The sequence below is a fragment of the Pseudonocardia sp. 73-21 genome (genome assembly GCF_001899645.1).
GTDB lineage: Bacteria > Actinomycetota > Actinomycetes > Mycobacteriales > Pseudonocardiaceae > Pseudonocardia.
Map to the genome: position 1 here is coordinate 76,923 of NZ_MKVV01000016.1, position 17,549 is coordinate 94,471.

Genomic DNA, 17,549 nt, shown 5'->3' on the forward strand with positions numbered 1-17,549 from the left:
TCGACTTCGGTCGGGCCGATCTGTGTGCCCTGCGGTCGATTCGTCGGGCATGCGGGCCCCTGAGGCTCACCCGTGAGGTCTCCCCGATCCCCGGTCGTGAGTCCCGTGGGGTGCGACACGCCCGACCTCGGGGGAGGGCGGCCGGTGCAACCGGTCTCCCCACAGCACGACCAGCACCACAAGCCACAGCACGCCGACGGGAAGAAGTAGACGGTTCATGCCCACGATCCAGCAGCTGGTCCGCAAGGGCCGTCAGGACAAGGCCACCAAGACCAAGACGGCCGCGCTCAAGGGAAGCCCCCAGCGCCGCGGGGTGTGCACGCGCGTCTACACCACGACGCCGAAGAAGCCGAACTCCGCGCTTCGCAAGGTCGCTCGCGTCAAGCTGAGCAGCCAGATGGAGATCACGGCCTACATCCCGGGTGAGGGCCACAACCTCCAGGAGCACTCCATCGTCCTGGTCCGCGGTGGTCGTGTGAAGGACCTTCCCGGCGTCCGTTACAAGATCGTCCGGGGGTCGCTGGACACCCAGGGCGTCAAGAACCGCAAGCAGGCTCGCAGCCGGTACGGCGCGAAGAAGGAGAAGAGCTGATGCCTCGCAAGGGTCCCGCTCCCAAGCGTCCACTGGTCTCCGACCCGGTCTACGGTGCACCGCTGGTCACCCAGCTGGTGAACAAGGTCCTCAAGGACGGCAAGCGTTCGATCGCCGAGCGCATCGTCTACGCCGCCCTCGAGGGCACCCGCGAGAAGACCGGCGCCGACCCGGTCGTCACGCTCAAACGCGCGCTGGACAACGTCAAGCCGGCCCTGGAGGTGCGCAGCCGCCGCGTCGGTGGCGCCACGTACCAGGTGCCCGTCGAGGTCCGCGCCGTCCGGCAGACCACGCTGGGCCTGCGCTGGCTGGTGTCGTACGCCGGCCAGCGTCGCGAGAAGACCATGGTCGAGCGGCTCATGAACGAGCTCCTCGACGCGAGCAACGGTCTGGGCGCTGCTGTGAAGCGGCGCGAGGACATGCACAAGATGGCGGAGTCCAACAAGGCCTTCGCCCACTACCGCTGGTGACCGGCCGACCGTCGATCGCCAACTCGAGGGAGAGCTGAAGCTGTGGCAGCACAAGAAGTGCTGAAGGACCTGGGCAAGGTCCGCAACATCGGCATCATGGCCCACATCGACGCCGGCAAGACCACCACCACCGAGCGCATCCTGTTCTACACCGGTCTGAACTACAAGATCGGTGAGGTGCACGACGGTGCGGCGACGATGGACTGGATGGAGGAGGAGCAGAAGCGCGGCATCACGATCACGTCCGCCGCGATCACCTGCTTCTGGAAGAACCACCAGATCAACATCATCGACACGCCGGGTCACGTCGACTTCACGGTCGAGGTCGAGCGCTCGCTGCGCGTCCTCGACGGCGCGGTCGCGGTCTTCGACGGCAAGGAAGGTGTCGAGCCCCAGTCCGAGCAGGTCTGGCGCCAGGCCACCAAGTACGACGTCCCGCGCATCTGCTTCGTCAACAAGATGGACAAGCTGGGCGCCGACTTCTACTTCACCGTGCAGACGATCCAGGACCGTCTCGGTGCCAAGCCGCTGCCGCTGCAGCTGCCGATCGGCTCCGAGAACGACTTCATCGGCGTCGTCGACCTGGTCGAGATGCGCGCGCTCACGTGGCGCGGCGAGGTCAAGATCGGTGAGGACTACACCGTCGAGGCGATCCCGGCCGATCTCGCCGAGAAGGCCGCCGAGTACCGGCTGGCCCTCGTCGAGGCCGTCGCCGAGACCGACGACGACCTCATGGAGCTCTACCTCGGTGGCGAGGAGTTCACGGTCGAGCAGATCAAGCACGGCATCCGCAAGATCGTGAACGATCGTGCGGCCTACCCGGTGCTCTGCGGTTCCGCGTACAAGAACAAGGGCGTCCAGCCCATGCTCGACGCGGTCATCGACTACCTGCCGTCGCCGCTGGACGTCCCGCCGGTCGAGGGCACGCTGCAGGACGGCGAGACGGCCGCGAGCCGCAAGCCCGACGTCAGCGAGCCGTTCTCAGCCCTCGCGTTCAAGATCGCCGCACACCCGTTCTTCGGCAAGCTCACCTACATCCGGGTCTACTCGGGCAAGGTCGCCGCGGGCGCCCAGGTCATCAACTCGACCAAGGACCGCAAGGAACGCATCGGGAAGTTCTTCCAGATGCAGTCCAACAAGGAGAACCCGGTCGACGAGGCCCAGGCCGGCCACATCTACGCGGTCACCGGGCTCAAGGACACCACCACCGGCGAGACGCTGTCGGACCCGCAGAACCCCATCGTCCTCGAGTCGATGTCGTTCCCGGACCCGGTGATCCAGGTCGCGGTGGAGCCCAAGACCAAGGCCGACCAGGAGAAGCTGGGCATCGCGATCCAGAAGCTGGCCGAGGAGGACCCCACCTTCCAGGTCTCCCAGGACGACGAGAGTGGCCAGACCATCCTCGCCGGCATGGGCGAGCTGCACCTCGAGGTGCTGGTCAACCGGATGAAGACCGACTACAAGGTCGAGGCCAACATCGGTAAGCCGCAGGTGGCCTACCGCGAGACCATCCGGAACACGGTCGACAAGTACGAGTACACGCACAAGAAGCAGACCGGTGGTTCGGGCCAGTTCGCCCGCGTCATCATCAAGCTCGAGCCGCTCGACACGGCCGACGGTGCGCTGTACGAGTTCGACAACAAGGTCTCCGGTGGCCGCATCCCGCGGGAGTACATCCCGTCCGTGGACGCGGGTGCGCAGGACGCCATGCAGTACGGCGTCATCGCGGGCTACCCGCTGACCGGCATCAAGCTGACGCTGCTCGACGGTCAGTACCACGAGGTCGACTCGTCGGAGATGGCGTTCAAGGTCGCCGGCTCGATGGCTCTCAAGGAGGCTGCGCGCAAGGCCAACCCGGCCCTGCTCGAGCCGATGATGGCCGTCGAGGTCACCACGCCCGAGGACTACATGGGCGATGTGATCGGCGACCTGAACTCCCGCCGTGGTCAGATCCAGGCCATGGAGGAGCGGGCCGGCGCCCGGATCGTCAAGGCGCTCGTCCCGCTGTCGGAAATGTTCGGCTACGTCGGCGACCTCCGGTCGCGGACCCAGGGCCGGGCGAACTACACCATGGTCTTCGACTCCTACGCGGAGGTCCCGACCAACGTGGCCAAGGAGATCATCGCCAAGGCCACGGGCGAGTAAGACCCGCGCCGCCGTGGGCCCCCCTCCCGGGGGCCCGCGGTCGGTGACCGGGACAATCGTCCCGGCACCACCCACAGACCTGCCGTCAGCACGACGGACACGTACCAGTCCAGGAGGATCCCCCAGTGGCGAAGGCGAAGTTCGAGCGGACCAAGCCGCACGTCAACATCGGCACCATCGGTCACATCGACCACGGTAAGACCACGCTGACGGCGGCCATCACCAAGGTTCTGCACGACAAGTTCCCGACGCTGAACGACGCGTCGGCGTTCGACCAGATCGACAAGGCTCCCGAGGAGCGTCAGCGCGGCATCACGATCTCGATCGCGCACGTCGAGTACCAGACCGAGAAGCGCCACTACGCGCACGTCGACTGCCCCGGGCACGCCGACTACATCAAGAACATGATCACCGGTGCGGCCCAGATGGACGGCGCCATCCTCGTGGTCGCCGCCACCGACGGCCCCATGCCCCAGACGCGTGAGCACGTGCTGCTCGCCCGCCAGGTCGGCGTGCCGTACATCGTCGTCGCGCTGAACAAGGCCGACATGGTGGACGACGAGGAGATCCTGGAGCTCGTCGAGCTCGAGGTCCGCGAGCTGCTGTCGTCGCAGGAGTACCCGGGCGACGACCTCCCGATCGTCCGTGTCTCGGCGCTCAAGGCGCTCGAGGGCGACCAGGAGTGGGCCGACAAGCTCATGGAGCTCATGGACGCGGTCGACGAGTCGATCCCGGAGCCGGAGCGCGACGTCGAGAAGCCGTTCCTCATGCCCGTCGAGGACGTCTTCACGATCTCGGGTCGTGGCACCGTCGTCACCGGCCGCATCGAGCGCGGCATCGTCAAGGTGAACGAGGAGGTGGAGGTCGTCGGCATCCGCGAGAAGTCGTTCAAGACCACCACCACGTCCATCGAGATGTTCAAGAAGTTCCTCGACGAGGGTCGTGCCGGCGACAACGCGGCGCTGCTGCTCCGCGGCGTCAAGCGCGAGCAGGTCGAGCGCGGCATGGTCATCGTCAAGCCCGGCACCACCACGCCGCACACCGAGTTCGAAGGCCAGGTCTACATCCTGTCCAAGGACGAGGGTGGCCGGCACACGCCGTTCTTCAACAACTACCGTCCCCAGTTCTACTTCCGGACGACGGACGTCACCGGCGTCGTGACGCTGCCCAGCGGCACCGAGATGGTCATGCCCGGCGACAACACCACCATGGACGTGAAGCTGATCCAGCCGATCGCCATGGAGGAGGGCCTGCAGTTCGCCATCCGTGAGGGTGGACGGACCGTCGGCGCCGGCCAGGTCATCAAGATCAACAAGTAACACCCCCCGGTCGGGGGTGCCGTATCGCGATATGGCATCCTTGACGGGTTGCGCGTCGAGGCCGGTGCGTTCTATGGACGCACCGGCCTTGGCGTGAGCCCCTGAGCTAGAGCGGCCCCTCCGGGGGGCGCGGAGGTTCCGGGGGACCGGTCTGACGGCAGTAGGGCGACACGCCCGACCTCGTGGACCGGAGCCACCACGGCAGGGCTGCCAAAGCCCCCGTGTGCCTCCCCCAGGAGCACGCGTACACGAGCGGCAGGAAGAAGAGGACGACCGACGACCATGGCGGGACAAAAGATCCGCATCAGGCTGAAGGCCTATGACCACGAGGCCATCGACGCCTCCGCGCGCAAGATCGTTGAGACGGTCACGCGTACGGGCGCTCGGGTCGTCGGGCCGGTGCCGCTGCCGACGGAGAAGAACATCTACTGCGTCATTCGTTCGCCGCACAAGTACAAGGACTCGCGTGAGCACTTCGAGATGCGCACGCACAAGCGGCTGATCGACATCCTCGACCCGACGCCCAAGACGGTCGACGCGCTCATGCGCATCGACCTTCCGGCCAGCGTCGACGTGAACATCCAGTAGGGCTGACGGAACTCATGAGCGAAAGGCAGATCACCGGGATCCTGGGCACCAAGCTCGGGATGACCCAGGTCTTCGACGAGAACAACCGGGTGGTCCCGGTCACCGTGGTCCAGGCGGGCCCGAACGTGGTGACCCAGATCCGTAGCGAGGAGAAGGACGGCTACGTCGCCGTCCAGTTCGCCTACGGGGCCATCGACCCGCGCAGGGTCAACAAGCCGCGCAGCGGCCACTTCGCCAAGGCGGGCACCACGCCGCGCCGGCACCTGGTCGAGCTGCGCACCACCGACGCCGGTGAGTACACCGTCGGCCAGGAGATCACCGCCGAGGTGTTCGAGGCCGGTGCCGTTGTCGACGTCGTCGGCACCAGCAAGGGCAAGGGCACCGCGGGCGTCATGAAGCGCCACGGCTTCCACGGCCTCGGCGCCAGCCACGGTGTGCAGCGCAAGCACCGCTCGCCGGGCTCCATCGGCGGCTGCGCCACCCCGGGCCGGGTCTTCAAGGGCCTCCGGATGGCCGGCCGCATGGGCGTCGCCCGCGTCACCACGCAGAACCTCACGGTGCACCGCGTGGACGCCGAGCGCGGCCTGCTGCTGATCAAGGGCGCCGTTCCCGGTGTCCGCGGTGGCCTCCTGTTCGTCAAGTCGGCCGCGAAGGCGGGTGTCAAGGCATGAGCACCACGAAGGTCGAACTTCCCGCGCACGTCTTCGACGTGACCGCGAACATCGCGCTGATGCACCAGGTGGTCACGGCCCAGCTCGCGGCCGCCCGCCAGGGCACGCACGACACCAAGACCCGTTCCGAGGTCAGCGGTGGCGGCAAGAAGCCGTACCGGCAGAAGGGCACCGGTCGCGCCCGTCAGGGCTCCACCCGCGCGCCGCAGTTCGCCGGTGGTGGCATCTCGCACGGCCCCACGCCCCGGGACTACACGCAGAAGACGCCCAAGAAGATGAAGGCCGCCGCCCTGCGCGGTGCCCTCTCCGACCGGGCGCGTGCCGGCCTCGTGCACGTCGTGCCGTCGATCGTCACGGGTGACACCCCCTCCACCAAGGCCGCGCGCACCGCGCTCGCCGAGGTGGCCGGTGACGCCGCCACCCGCGCGCTCGTGGTCCTCGACCGCGACGACGTGACCGGCTGGCTGAGCCTGCGCAACCTCCCCACCGCGCACCTGATCGAGCCCGGTCAGCTCAACACCTACGACGTGCTCGTCAACGACGTCGTCGTGTTCACGCAGGCCGCGTTCGACGAGTTCCTGGCCGGCCCTATCGCGGCCCCCAAGGGCTCCGTGAAGGCCACCGCGCGGGAGAGCGAGACCGTGGGTCTGGCCAAGGCTCCGGCCGCGGCCGAGCCCGTCGCCGACTTCGGCGCCGACAGCCACGCCCCGCTCGCCGACGGATCGCAGCCCGAGGGCTTCCCCGTCAAGGGCAACGCCGACTCGATGCTCTACCACGTTCCGGGCAGCTCGTTCTACGCCCGCACCGTGGCGGAGGTCTGGTTCACCACCGCCGAGGCCGCGGAAGCCGCCGGCTTCCAGCTGCCGCCGTCGCAGCGTAAGGAGGACACCAAGTGATCCCCGATCCGCGCGACATCCTGCTGGCGCCGGTGGTCTCGGAGAAGAGCTACGGGCTGCTCGAGGAGCGCCAGTACACCTTCGTCGTCCGCCCCGACGCCAACAAGACGCAGATCAAGATCGCTGTCGAGAAGGTGTTCGGGGTCAAGGTGCTCAGCGTCAACACCCTGAACCGCAACGGGAAGCGCAAGCGCTCCCGTGCCGGATTCGGCAAGCGCAAGGACACGAAGCGCGCGATCGTCACGCTCTCCGAGGAGAGCAACACGATCGACGTCTTCGGCGGCCGGGCGAGCTGAAGGGACGTAAGTAGACATGGGCATTCGTAAGTACAAGCCGACGACCCCGGGCCGCCGCGGCTCCAGCGTCTCCGACTTCGCCGAGATCACTCGGTCCACGCCGGAGAAGTCGCTGATCCGTCCCCTGCACAGCAAGGGCGGTCGCAACGCACACGGGCGCATCACCACCCGCCACCAGGGCGGTGGCCACAAGCGCGCGTACCGGCTGATCGACTTCCGCCGGAACGACAAGGACGGCGTGCCGGCCAAGGTCGCCGAGATCGAGTACGACCCGAACCGCACCTCGCGGATCGCGCTCCTGCACTACGCGGACGGCGAGAAGCGCTACATCATCGCGCCGGACAAGCTGAAGCAGGGCGACAGCGTCGAGGCCGGCCCCAAGGCCGACATCAAGGTGGGCAACAACCTGCCGCTGCGCAACATCCCCACCGGTACCGTGATCCACGCGATCGAGCTCCGGCCCGGTGGCGGCGCCAAGATGGCCCGGTCCGCCGGTGCCAAGGTGCAGCTGGTGGCCAAGGACGGCCCGTACGCGCAGCTCCGCCTGCCGTCCGGCGAGATCCGCAACGTCGACGTGCGCTGCCGCGCCACGATCGGTGAGGTCGGCAACTCCGACCACTCGAACATCAACTGGGGCAAGGCAGGCCGCATGCGGTGGAAGGGCAAGCGCCCGACCGTCCGTGGTGTCGCCATGAACCCGGTCGACCACCCGCACGGTGGTGGTGAGGGCAAGACCTCCGGTGGTCGCCACCCGGTCAACCCCGCAGGTAAGCCCGAGGGCCGTACCCGCCGCACCAAGCCGTCCGACAAGTTGATCGTCCGCCGCCGGCGTACCGGCAAGAAGCGCTGAGCAGGGAGGTAAAGATGCCACGCAGCCTGAAGAAGGGCCCGTTCGTTGACGACCACCTGCTCAAGAAGGTGGACGTCCTCAACGCGGCCGACAAGAAGACCGTCATCCGGACCTGGTCCCGTCGGTCCACCATCATCCCGGACATGATCGGCCACACGATCGCGGTGCACGACGGCCGCAAGCACGTGCCGGTGTTCATCTCGGACTCGATGGTCGGCCACAAGCTGGGGGAGTTCGCACCCACGCGGACCTTCCGGGGCCACATCAAGGATGACCGCAAAGCGCGCAGGCGCTGACCGGACCGAGTAGCGACAAGAAAGGGGTAGTAGGAAATGGCTGAAACAACCACCACCGAGAGCCCCGCCGCGCTCGAGCCGATTCGAGCGCGCGCGGTGGCGCGGTACGTCCACATGTCGCCGACCAAGGTGCGACGTGTCGTCGCCCTGATCAAGGGTCGGCCCGTCCAGGAGGCTCTGGACATCCTGCGGTTCTCGCCGCAGGCCGCGGCGGAGCCGCTGTTCAAGGTCGTCGCGAGTGCCGCGGCGAACGCCGAGAACAACCTCCAGCTGGATCGCGACACGCTCGTGGTGGCTCTGGCCACCGCCGACGAGGGGCCCACGCTCAAGCGCATCCGTCCGCGGGCCCAGGGCCGCGCGTACCGGATCCGCAAGCGCACGAGCCACATCACCGTCGAGGTCGAGTCGCAGCCCGCCAAGGTTGGACGCGGCGCACGCGGTGCGAAGGGGAGGGCCCGGTAATGGGTCAGAAGATCAACCCGCACGGTTTCCGGCTCGGTATCACCACCGACTGGAAGTCGCGCTGGTACGCCGACAAGCAGTACGCCGAGTACGTGAAGGAAGACGTCGAGATCCGCAAGATGCTCTCCAAGGGCATGGAGCGGGCCGGCATCTCCAAGGTCGAGATCGAGCGCACCCGGGATCGCGTGCGGGTGGACATCCACACCGCGCGTCCGGGCATCGTGATCGGCCGGCGCGGCGCCGAGGCCGACCGCATCCGCGGCAACCTCGAGAAGCTGACCAAGAAGCAGGTCCAGCTCAACATCCTCGAGGTCAAGAACTCCGAGTCGGACGCGCAGCTCGTGGCACAGGGTGTCGCCGAGCAGCTGTCCAACCGCGTGGCGTTCCGCCGCGCGATGCGCAAGGCCATCCAGTCGGCCATGCGTTCGCCGCAGGTCAAGGGCATCCGGGTGCAGTGCTCCGGGCGTCTTGGCGGCGCGGAGATGTCGCGGTCGGAGTTCTATCGTGAGGGTCGCGTCCCGCTGCACACGCTGCGGGCCGACATCGACTACGGCCTGTTCGAGGCCCGCACCACGTTCGGTCGGATCGGCGTCAAGGTGTGGATCTACAAGGGTGATGTCGTCGGTGGCCGGCGTGAGGGCGCAGCAGCTGCCGCTGCGGCTCCCGGTGCCGACCGCGGCCCCCGCCGCGAGCGTCCGGCGCGTCGTCGCTCGGGTGCCTCGGGCACCACGGGCACGAGCACCGAGGCCGGCCGCGCCGCCGCCGAGCAGGCGTCCGGTGGCGGTACCGCCACGGCCACGGCGGAGGCTCCGGCCCCCGCCGAGAGTGCTCCCGTCGAGACCACCGGTGGGGAGGCGTAGGTCATGCTGATCCCCCGCAGGGTCAAGCACCGCAAGCAGCACCGTCCGCACCGCACCGGTGCGGCCTCGGGCGGCACGCGCGTCACGTTCGGCGACTACGGCATCCAGGCCCTCGAGCCCGCCTACGTCACGAACCGGCAGATCGAGTCGTCGCGTATCGCCATCAACCGGCACATCAAGCGTGGCGGCAAGGTCTGGATCAACATCTTCCCGGACCGCCCGCTCACCAAGAAGCCGGCGGAGACGCGCATGGGTTCCGGTAAGGGATCCGTCGAGTTCTGGGCGGCCAACGTCAAGCCCGGTCGGGTGCTGTTCGAGATGAGCTACCCCGACGAGAAGATCGCTCGTGAGGCCCTGCGCCGCGCGATGCACAAGCTGCCCATGAAGTGCCGGATCGTGACCCGTGAGGGTGGTGACATCTGATGGCCGCGTCGACGACCACCGCCGCTGAGCTCCGTGAGCTCACCGACGAGGAACTGACGCTCCGCGTGCGGGAGGCCAAGGAGGAGCTGTTCAACCTCCGCTTCCAGATGGCCACCGGGCAGCTGGACAACAACCGGCGGCTGCGTGTCGTCCGGCACGACATCGCGCGGATCTACACGATCATGCGCGAGCGCGAGCTGGGCCTTTCTGCCGCCCCGATCGACAACGATGAAGGTGCGGCATGAGCAACACGAGCAAGACGCCGCCCACCGAGGTGGCGCGCGGGGAGCGCAAGGTCCGCGAGGGCCTGGTCGTCTCCGACAAGATGGAGAAGACGATCGTCGTGGTCGTCGAGGACCGGGTCAAGCACCCGATGTACGGCAAGGTCATCCGCCGGACGACGAAGATCAAGGCGCACGATGAGGCCAGCGCGGCCGGCATCGGTGACCGCGTCCGGCTGATGGAGACCCGCCCGCTGTCGGCCACCAAGCGCTGGCGGCTCGTGGAGATCCTGGAGAAGGCGAAGTGATCCAGCAGGAGTCGCGACTGCGTGTCGCCGACAACACCGGTGCCAAGGAGATCCTGTGCATCCGGGTGCTGGGCGGTTCGGGTCGGCGCTACGCCGGTATCGGTGACGTCATCGTCGCCACCGTCAAGGACGCCATCCCCGCCGCCGGGGTGAAGCGCGGTGACGTCGTCAAGGCCGTCATCGTGCGCACCGTCAAGGAGCGGCGCCGCCCGGATGGCTCGTACATCCGGTTCGACGAGAACGCCGCCGTGCTGATCAAGCCGGATGGCGAGCCGCGAGGGACCCGCATCTTCGGACCGGTCGGTCGCGAGCTCCGCGACAAGAAGTTCATGAAGATCATCTCCCTCGCGCCGGAGGTGTTGTGAGCATGAAGGTCAAGAAGGGTGACACCGTCCAGGTGATCGCCGGCAAGGACAAGGGCGCCAAGGGCAAGGTCATCGAGGCCTACCCGACGCGGGACCGGGTCCTGGTCGAGGGCGTGAACCGGATCAAGAAGCACACCCGCATCAGCCAGAACCAGCGCGGCGCGCAGTCCGGCGGCATCGTCACGCAGGAGGCGGCCATCCACGTCTCGAACGTGATGGTCGTCGACTCCGACGGCAAGCCCACCCGCGTCGGCAAGAACACCACCGACGAGGGCAAGCGCGTCCGCGTCTCCAAGCGCAACGGGAAGGAGATCTGATCATGACCACCACTGAGAAGATCACCCCCCGGCTCAAGCAGCGCTACCAGGACGAGATCAGGACCGCGCTGCAGGAGCAGTTCTCCTACGGCAACGTCATGCAGATCCCCGGCGTCGTGAAGGTCGTCGTGAACATGGGTGTCGGCGACGCCGCCCGTGACGCGAAGCTGATCGACGGCGCGGTCCGCGATCTGGCCACGATCACCGGCCAGAAGCCGCAGGTCCGCCGGGCCACCAAGTCCATCGCGCAGTTCAAGCTGCGTGAGGGCATGCCGATCGGCGCGAAGGTCACCCTCCGCAACGACCGGATGTGGGAGTTCCTGGACCGGCTGCTGACCATCGCCCTGCCGCGTATCCGCGACTTCCGTGGCCTCTCGTCGACGCAGTTCGACGGTCGGGGCAACTACACGTTCGGTCTCAACGAGCAGTCGATGTTCCACGAGATCGACCCCGACTCGATCGACCGTCCGCGCGGCATGGACATCACGGTCGTCACCACCGCCACGACCGATGACGAAGGCCGGGCGCTGCTGCGCCAGCTCGGCTTCCCCTTCAAGGAGGCTGGACAGTAATGGCGAAGAAGGCGCTCCGGATCAAGGCTGCGGCCGTTCCGAAGTTCAAGGTCCGCGGCTACACCCGCTGCCAGAAGTGCGGCCGCCCCCGTGCGGTCCTGCGCAAGTTCGGCCTCTGCCGGATCTGCGTCCGCGAGATGGCGCACGCCGGCGAGCTGCCGGGCGTCAGCAAGAGCAGCTGGTAACACCACCCCCCTTAACGTCACAGGCCCCGGGGCGCGCCCTGCGGGAACCAGGCGGGAAAGTAGTGACGTCCTTATGACGATGACCGATCCGATCGCAGACATGCTCACGCGTCTGCGCAACGCCAACTCGGCGTACCACGACCGCGTGGTCATGCCGCACTCCAAGCTCAAGGTCGCCATCGCGGAGATCCTCCTGAAGGAGGGTTACATCGCCTCGCACGCAGTCGAGGACGCCGAGGTCGGCAAGGCCCTGGTCATCGAGCTGAAGTACGGGCGCAACCGCGAGCGCTCCATCGCGGGCCTGCGCCGGGTCTCCAAGCCCGGCCTGCGGGTCTACGCGAAGTCCACCAACCTGCCCCGGGTCCTGGGTGGCCTCGGCGTCGCGATCATCTCGACGTCCGACGGTCTCCAGACCGAGCGACAGGCGCACAAGAACGGCGTGGGCGGCGAAGTCCTCGCCTACGTCTGGTGAGGGGATAACCACCATGTCCCGAATCGGGAAACTGCCCATCACCGTTCCGTCCGGCGTCGACGTGCAGATCGACGGCCGCACCGTGACCGTCAAGGGACCCAAGGGCACCCTGTCGCACACCGTGATCGAGCCGATCACGATCGAGCGCGACGACACCGGTGCCGTCGTGGTCAACCGCCCGGACGACGAGCGGAAGAGCAAGGCCTACCACGGTCTCTCGCGCACGCTGGTGAACAACCTGTTCGTCGGCGTCACGGCGGGCTACGAGAAGAAGCTCGAGATCTACGGCGTCGGTTACCGCGTCGTGCTCAAGGGCAGCTCGCTCGAGTTCGCGCTCGGCTACAGCCATCCGGTCGTCATCGAGGCGCCCGAGGGCATCACGTTCAAGGTCGAGTCCCCCACGCGGTTCTCCGTGTCGGGCATCGACAAGCAGAGGGTCGGCGAGATCTCGGCCAAGATCCGGAAGCTGCGCAAGCCCGACCCGTACAAGGGCAAGGGCGTCCGCTACGCCGGCGAGGTCATCCGCCGCAAGGTCGGGAAGACGGGTAAGTAATGGCCGAGACGATTTCCGCGGCCGCCAAGAAGCGTGCCGCCTCCCAGGTGTCGGCGAAGCGCCGCACGGGTGTCACCCGGCGGCACGCGCGCCTGCGCAAGAAGATCAGTGGTACCGCCGAGCGGCCGCGCCTCGCGGTGAAGCGCAGCTCGCGCCACATCGTCGTGCAGCTCATCGACGACCTGTCCGGCCACACGCTGGCATCGGCCTCCACGCTGGAGGCCGACGTCCGCGCGCTGGACGGCGACAAGAAGGCCCGCGCCACCCAGGTCGGCAAGCTCGTCGCCGACCGCGCCAAGGCCGCCGGCGTCTCCGCGGTCGTGTTCGACCACGGTGGCTACGGCTACCACGGCCGGATCGCCGCGCTCGCCGACGCCGCCCGCGAGGGTGGTCTGGAGTTCTGATGCTGACTTACATGATCAAGACGGAAGGGAACCTCTGATGCCGGGACGTGCACGGCGCGACGGCGGAGGGCCCAACACGGGGTCCGGAGGGCCCAACAGCGGGCCCGGCGGCGATCGCAACAGCTCGGGCGGCGGTCGCGACCGCCGCGACGGTGGCGGCCGCGGCGGCGCCCAGGACAAGACGCCCTACATCGAGCGGCTGGTCACGATCAACCGCGTCGCCAAGGTCGTCAAGGGTGGTCGTCGCTTCAGCTTCACCGCCCTGATGATCGTCGGTGACGGCGACGGCCTCGTGGGTGTCGGCTACGGCAAGGCCAAGGAGGTGCCCGCGGCGATCGCCAAGGGTGTGGAGGAGGCGAAGAAGAACTTCTTCCGCGTCCCCCGCATCGGCGGCACGATCGTCCACCGGGTGCAGGGCGAGGCCGCAGCCGGCGTCGTCATGCTCCGTCCGGCCAGCCCGGGTACCGGTGTCATCGCCGGTGGTCCGGTGCGCGCCGTGCTGGAGTGCGCCGGCATCCACGACATCCTCTCGAAGAGCCTGGGCTCCGACAACGCGATCAACGTCGTGCACGCCACGATCGCCGCGTTGAAGATGATCCAGCGTCCCGAGGAGGTCGCGGCCCGCCGTGGCCTGCCGCTCGAGGACGTGGCTCCGGCCGCGATGCTGCGGGCCCGTGCGGCCGCGGCGCAGAGCGCGAGGTCGTGATGGCGACGAAGAACAAGGCGCCGAAGGCCCCCGTGGACCCGAAGGCCCAGTCCACGCCGACCAGTGACATCACGCTGGTCGTCACGCAGGTTCGCAGCAGCATCGGCTGCAAGGAGAACCAGCGGGCGACCCTGAAGTCGCTGGGTCTGCGCAAGATCCGCCAGACGGTCGAGCGGGAGGACACCCCGCAGATCCGTGGCATGATCCACACCGTGCGCCACCTGGTGGCGGTGGAGGAGGTGGGCGCGTCATGAGCGAGCCGACTATCAAGATCCACCACCTGCGTCCGGCCCCCGGATCCAAGACCGCGCGCACCCGCGTCGGTCGTGGTGAGGGCAGCAAGGGCAAGACCGCCGGTCGCGGTACCAAGGGCACGAAGGCCCGCAAGGGCGTGCCCGTGGGCTTCGAGGGCGGTCAGATGCCGCTGCACATGCGGCTGCCCAAGCTCAAGGGCTTCAAGAACCGGTTCCGCGTCGAGTACCAGGTGGTGAACGTGGGCGACCTCGCCCAGCTGTTCCCCTCCGGTGGTGAGATCGGTCCCGAGGAGCTCGTCGCCGCCGGCGTCGTCCGGCGCAACCAGCCCGTCAAGGTGCTGGGCAACGGCGACGTCGACGGTGTGGCGCTGACGATCAGCGCCCACGCGTTCTCCGGCAGCGCCCGTGACAAGATCACGGCCGCCGGTGGGACGATCACCGAGCTGTAAGAGACCCGTTCGGTGCGGACCGGCAGCGTCATCGCTGCCGGTCCGTGCCGTGGGGGCCACTTCGGCCGCTGTTAGAGTCGTTCCTGCCACTACAGGAGGGGTCACCCCAGTGCTCAGCGCATTCCGGTCGGCACTGACGACGCCGGATCTCCGGAAGAAGATCCTCTTCACGCTCGGCGTGATCGCGGTCTACCGTCTCGGCGCCACGATCCCGTCGCCGGGTGTCTCGTACCCGAACGTCCAGCAGTGCATCCAGCAGGTCGAGGGCGGGTCCAGCGGCAACGTCTACTCGCTGATCAACCTGTTCTCGGGCGGCGCGCTCCTGCAGCTGTCGATGTTCGCGCTCGGGATCATGCCGTACATCACGGCCAGCATCATCATCCAGCTGCTCACCGTCGTCATCCCGCGGTTCGAGCAGCTGAAGAAGGAAGGGCAGTCGGGTCAGAACAAGCTGACCCAGTACACCCGGTACCTCACCATCGCGCTCGCGGTCCTGCAGTCCACCGGCATCGTGGCCCTCGCCGCCCGCGGCCAGCTGTTCCAGGGCTGCTCGCTGCCGGTGCTGCAGAGCCCGGACAGCATCTTCTCCCTCTCCGTGATCGTCATCGTCATGACGGCCGGCACCGCGGTGATCATGTGGCTGGGCGAGCAGATCACCGAGCGGGGCATCGGCAACGGCATGTCGCTGATCATCTTCTCGTCGATCGCGGCGCGGATCCCCGCCGAGGGCACCCAGATCCTCAACAGCGCGGGTGGGCTGGTCTTCACCGGTGTCTGCTTCTTCGGCCTGGCCATCATCGCGAGCGTCGTGTTCGTCGAGCAGGGGCAGCGCCGCATCCCGGTGCAGTACGCCAAGCGCATGGTCGGGCGGCGCATGTACGGCGGCACGTCCACGTACCTGCCGCTCAAGGTCAACCAGGCCGGCGTCATCCCGGTGATCTTCGGTTCGTCGCTGCTGTACCTGCCGCAGCTGCTCTCGCAGCTCACCGGCACCACGGGTGGCTTCTACCAGTTCGTGCAGACCTATCTGGTCGACCAGTCCAGCTGGGTCCACATCGTGCTGTACATGGCACTGATCATCTTCTTCACGTACTTCTACGTCGGCATCACGTTCAACCCCGACGAGCGCGCCGACGAGATGAAGAAGTTCGGCGGGTTCATCCCCGGCATCCGGCCGGGCCGGCCCACCGCGGAGTACCTGAACTTCGTGCTCTCCCGCATCACGCTGCCCGGTTCGCTCTATCTCGGCATCATCGCGGTGCTGCCCAACTTCTTCCTGGGCATCACCGGCAGTGGCCAGAACCAGAACTTCCCGTTCGGCGGTACGGCGGTGCTGATCATGGTCGGTGTGGGACTGGACACGGTCAAGCAGATCGAGAGCCAGCTCATGCAGCGTCGATACGACGGGTTCCTGCGCTAACGTCGCAGGTGAACGTCGGAGTTCGAGTTCTGGAGGGTTCGCGTGCGTCTCGTTCTTGTTGGTCCGCCCGGTGCGGGCAAAGGTACTCAGGCCGAACGGCTCGCCGAGCGTCTCGACGTACCGCACATCTCCACCGGTGACCTGTTCCGGGCCAACCTGGGGCAGGAGACCGAGCTCGGTCTCGAGGCCAAGAAGTACATGGACGCCGGCAACCTGGTGCCCGATGCGGTCACGGTCGCGATGGTGCGCGACCGGCTCACGCACGACGACGCCGCGAAGGGCTTCCTGCTCGACGGCTTCCCACGCACGCTGAGCCAGGCCGACTCCTTCTCGGAGATCCTCGACGAGCGCGGCGAGATCCTCGACGCCGTCGTGGAGTTCCAGGTGCCCGAGGAGCAGCTCGTCCAGCGACTGCTCGGCCGTGGGCGTTCCGACGACACCGAGGACGTCATCCGCAACCGGCAGCAGGTGTACCGCGACGAGACGGCGCCGCTGCTCGAGTACTACAGCGAGAAGCTCATCACGGTCGACGCGGTCGGGTCGGTCGAGGACATCACCGCCCGGGTGATCGAAGCCCTGCGCGGGCTGTGACCGTCCGGTGACGACGACACGAGGCGGGGTGCGTGGACTGGTGGCACGCTGGCGGGGCCGGGACATCGAGCTGAAGTCCCCGGCCGAGCTGGAGGCCATGCGGGCCGCCGGAGCGCTGGTGGCCCGCACCCTCGTCGCCGTCACCGAGCTCGCGAAGCCCGGCGTCAGTACCGCCGAGCTCGACGCGCTGGCCGAGCAGACCATCCGCGCGGCCGGCGCCGTCCCGTCGTTCCTGGGCTACCACGGCTTCCCTGCCTCGATCTGCTCGTCGGTCAACGAGCAGATCGTGCACGGCATCCCGTCGCCCACCCAGGTGCTGGCCGACGGCGACATAGTCTCGGTCGACTGCGGCGCCGTCCTCGAGGGCTGGCACGGCGACGCGGCGGTCACGATCCACGTCGGAGCCGTGTCGCCGGCGGACCTCGCACTCTCCGCGGCCTGCGAGGCCGCCCTGCACGCCGGCATCGCCGCCGCGGCGCCCGGCGGCCGGCTCTCCGACATCTCGCACGCGGTGCAGGTGGCGTGCGAGCAGGCGGCGGAGCGGGACGGCGTGGCCTACGGCATCGTCGAGGAGTACGGCGGCCACGGCATCGGCACGTCCATGCACATGGATCCGTTCCTGCCCAACCACGGCGCTCCCGGCCAGGGCCCGCGCCTGCGGCCCGGCATGGCACTCGCCGTGGAGCCGATGCTGACGGCGGGCGACCCCGAGACCCTGGAGCTGGCCGACGGCTGGACCGTGGTCACGGCGGACGGCGCCCGCGCCGTGCACTGGGAGCACACGGTGGCCATCACCGAGGACGGCCCGCAGATCCTCACCCTGCCGGCGGGCTGAGAAGCTCCCGGCTGAATCGGTCGAGCCGC

Annotated in this window: 27 protein-coding genes and 1 pseudogene; all 28 read left to right on the top strand. The window is 68.0% G+C overall.

What is annotated here, in order from left to right:
- Positions 1-217 precede the first annotated feature (217 nt).
- The 28 genes and pseudogenes from rpsL to map all read left to right on the top strand — a co-directional run bounded on the left by rpsL (position 218) and on the right by map (position 17,520).
- Positions 218-592: a 30S ribosomal protein S12 gene (gene rpsL / locus BGP03_RS03445; RefSeq protein ID WP_296369571.1), complete on the top strand. Its 375-nt coding sequence runs from the start codon at positions 218-220 to the stop codon at positions 590-592.
- Entirely contained in the window at positions 592-1,062 is a 471-nt protein-coding gene (rpsG, locus tag BGP03_RS03450; protein WP_296369573.1) for a 30S ribosomal protein S7, read from the top strand. Before rpsL ends, rpsG begins: the two co-directional genes overlap by 1 nt.
- A gap of 42 nt (positions 1,063-1,104) precedes the next feature.
- Positions 1,105-3,207, top strand: a complete 2,103-nt coding sequence (gene fusA, locus BGP03_RS03455) for an elongation factor G (RefSeq protein ID WP_296369575.1) — start codon at positions 1,105-1,107, stop codon at positions 3,205-3,207.
- 125 nt (positions 3,208-3,332) lie between these two features.
- Positions 3,333-4,526 carry an elongation factor Tu gene (gene tuf, locus BGP03_RS03460; RefSeq protein ID WP_296369577.1) on the top strand — a complete coding sequence of 398 codons (1,194 nt, stop codon included), beginning with the start codon at positions 3,333-3,335 and terminating at the stop codon, positions 4,524-4,526.
- A 282-nt stretch (positions 4,527-4,808) separates the two neighbouring features.
- Entirely contained in the window at positions 4,809-5,114 is a 306-nt protein-coding gene (gene rpsJ, locus BGP03_RS03465) for a 30S ribosomal protein S10 (protein ID WP_040804197.1), read from the top strand.
- Positions 5,115-5,128: 14 nt separating this feature from the next.
- Positions 5,129-5,785, top strand: coding sequence for a 50S ribosomal protein L3 (gene rplC / locus BGP03_RS03470; RefSeq protein WP_296369585.1), 657 nt, complete (start codon positions 5,129-5,131; stop codon positions 5,783-5,785).
- Positions 5,782-6,414 (top strand): annotated as a pseudogene (gene rplD / locus BGP03_RS03475) (50S ribosomal protein L4); the annotation flags it as partial. The gene rplC and the pseudogene rplD, both read left to right, overlap by 4 nt.
- A gap of 263 nt (positions 6,415-6,677) precedes the next feature.
- Positions 6,678-6,977 (top strand): 50S ribosomal protein L23, encoded by a 300-nt coding sequence (rplW, locus tag BGP03_RS03480; protein WP_296369587.1) that lies wholly within the window; start codon positions 6,678-6,680, stop codon positions 6,975-6,977.
- A gap of 16 nt (positions 6,978-6,993) precedes the next feature.
- Complete coding sequence (gene rplB / locus BGP03_RS03485; protein ID WP_296369588.1) at positions 6,994-7,827, top strand: 50S ribosomal protein L2; 834 nt, start codon at positions 6,994-6,996, stop codon at positions 7,825-7,827.
- 14 nt (positions 7,828-7,841) lie between these two features.
- Positions 7,842-8,123, top strand: coding sequence for a 30S ribosomal protein S19 (rpsS, locus tag BGP03_RS03490; protein ID WP_296369590.1), 282 nt, complete (start codon positions 7,842-7,844; stop codon positions 8,121-8,123).
- 36 nt (positions 8,124-8,159) lie between these two features.
- Positions 8,160-8,585, top strand: coding sequence for a 50S ribosomal protein L22 (rplV, locus tag BGP03_RS03495; protein WP_296369592.1), 426 nt, complete (start codon positions 8,160-8,162; stop codon positions 8,583-8,585).
- Positions 8,585-9,445, top strand: coding sequence for a 30S ribosomal protein S3 (rpsC, locus tag BGP03_RS03500; protein ID WP_296369593.1), 861 nt, complete (start codon positions 8,585-8,587; stop codon positions 9,443-9,445). The genes rplV and rpsC overlap by 1 nt, the downstream gene beginning before the upstream one ends.
- 3 nt (positions 9,446-9,448) lie before the next feature.
- The gene (gene rplP, locus BGP03_RS03505; protein ID WP_296369594.1) at positions 9,449-9,868 is read left to right on the top strand and encodes a 50S ribosomal protein L16; all 420 of its coding nucleotides are present in this window, start codon (positions 9,449-9,451) and stop codon (positions 9,866-9,868) included.
- Positions 9,868-10,113, top strand: coding sequence for a 50S ribosomal protein L29 (gene rpmC, locus BGP03_RS03510; protein ID WP_296369595.1), 246 nt, complete (start codon positions 9,868-9,870; stop codon positions 10,111-10,113). Before rplP ends, rpmC begins: the two co-directional genes overlap by 1 nt.
- Positions 10,110-10,397 carry a 30S ribosomal protein S17 gene (rpsQ, locus tag BGP03_RS03515; protein ID WP_296369597.1) on the top strand — a complete coding sequence of 96 codons (288 nt, stop codon included), beginning with the start codon at positions 10,110-10,112 and terminating at the stop codon, positions 10,395-10,397. The genes rpmC and rpsQ overlap by 4 nt, the downstream gene beginning before the upstream one ends.
- Positions 10,394-10,762, top strand: coding sequence for a 50S ribosomal protein L14 (gene rplN, locus BGP03_RS03520; protein WP_296369599.1), 369 nt, complete (start codon positions 10,394-10,396; stop codon positions 10,760-10,762). The genes rpsQ and rplN overlap by 4 nt, the downstream gene beginning before the upstream one ends.
- Positions 10,763-10,764: 2 nt before the next feature.
- Positions 10,765-11,079: a 50S ribosomal protein L24 gene (rplX, locus tag BGP03_RS03525; RefSeq protein ID WP_296369601.1), complete on the top strand. Its 315-nt coding sequence runs from the start codon at positions 10,765-10,767 to the stop codon at positions 11,077-11,079.
- A gap of 2 nt (positions 11,080-11,081) precedes the next feature.
- A complete protein-coding gene (rplE, locus tag BGP03_RS03530) occupies positions 11,082-11,651 on the top strand; it encodes a 50S ribosomal protein L5 (RefSeq protein WP_298800027.1) in 570 nt (189 codons plus the stop codon).
- A complete protein-coding gene (locus BGP03_RS03535) occupies positions 11,651-11,836 on the top strand; it encodes a type Z 30S ribosomal protein S14 (protein ID WP_141278868.1) in 186 nt (61 codons plus the stop codon). Before rplE ends, BGP03_RS03535 begins: the two co-directional genes overlap by 1 nt.
- A 73-nt stretch (positions 11,837-11,909) precedes the next feature.
- Positions 11,910-12,308, top strand: coding sequence for a 30S ribosomal protein S8 (gene rpsH, locus BGP03_RS03540; protein WP_296369607.1), 399 nt, complete (start codon positions 11,910-11,912; stop codon positions 12,306-12,308).
- A 13-nt stretch (positions 12,309-12,321) separates the two neighbouring features.
- Entirely contained in the window at positions 12,322-12,861 is a 540-nt protein-coding gene (rplF, locus tag BGP03_RS03545) for a 50S ribosomal protein L6 (RefSeq protein ID WP_296369608.1), read from the top strand.
- Positions 12,861-13,265, top strand: coding sequence for a 50S ribosomal protein L18 (gene rplR / locus BGP03_RS03550; protein ID WP_296369610.1), 405 nt, complete (start codon positions 12,861-12,863; stop codon positions 13,263-13,265). The genes rplF and rplR overlap by 1 nt, the downstream gene beginning before the upstream one ends.
- Before the next feature lie 37 nt (positions 13,266-13,302).
- Positions 13,303-13,971 carry a 30S ribosomal protein S5 gene (gene rpsE / locus BGP03_RS03555; RefSeq protein ID WP_296369612.1) on the top strand — a complete coding sequence of 223 codons (669 nt, stop codon included), beginning with the start codon at positions 13,303-13,305 and terminating at the stop codon, positions 13,969-13,971.
- Positions 13,972-14,039: 68 nt separating this feature from the next.
- Entirely contained in the window at positions 14,040-14,225 is a 186-nt protein-coding gene (gene rpmD, locus BGP03_RS03560) for a 50S ribosomal protein L30 (RefSeq protein WP_296369801.1), read from the top strand.
- The gene (gene rplO, locus BGP03_RS03565) at positions 14,222-14,674 is read left to right on the top strand and encodes a 50S ribosomal protein L15 (RefSeq protein WP_296369613.1); all 453 of its coding nucleotides are present in this window, start codon (positions 14,222-14,224) and stop codon (positions 14,672-14,674) included. The genes rpmD and rplO overlap by 4 nt, the downstream gene beginning before the upstream one ends.
- 109 nt (positions 14,675-14,783) lie before the next feature.
- A complete protein-coding gene (gene secY / locus BGP03_RS03570) occupies positions 14,784-16,094 on the top strand; it encodes a preprotein translocase subunit SecY (protein WP_296369615.1) in 1,311 nt (436 codons plus the stop codon).
- Positions 16,095-16,136: 42 nt separating this feature from the next.
- Positions 16,137-16,685, top strand: coding sequence for an adenylate kinase (locus BGP03_RS03575; RefSeq protein WP_296369617.1), 549 nt, complete (start codon positions 16,137-16,139; stop codon positions 16,683-16,685).
- Positions 16,686-16,722: 37 nt separating this feature from the next.
- A complete protein-coding gene (map, locus tag BGP03_RS03580; RefSeq protein WP_298800090.1) occupies positions 16,723-17,520 on the top strand; it encodes a type I methionyl aminopeptidase in 798 nt (265 codons plus the stop codon).
- Positions 17,521-17,549 lie beyond the last annotated feature (29 nt).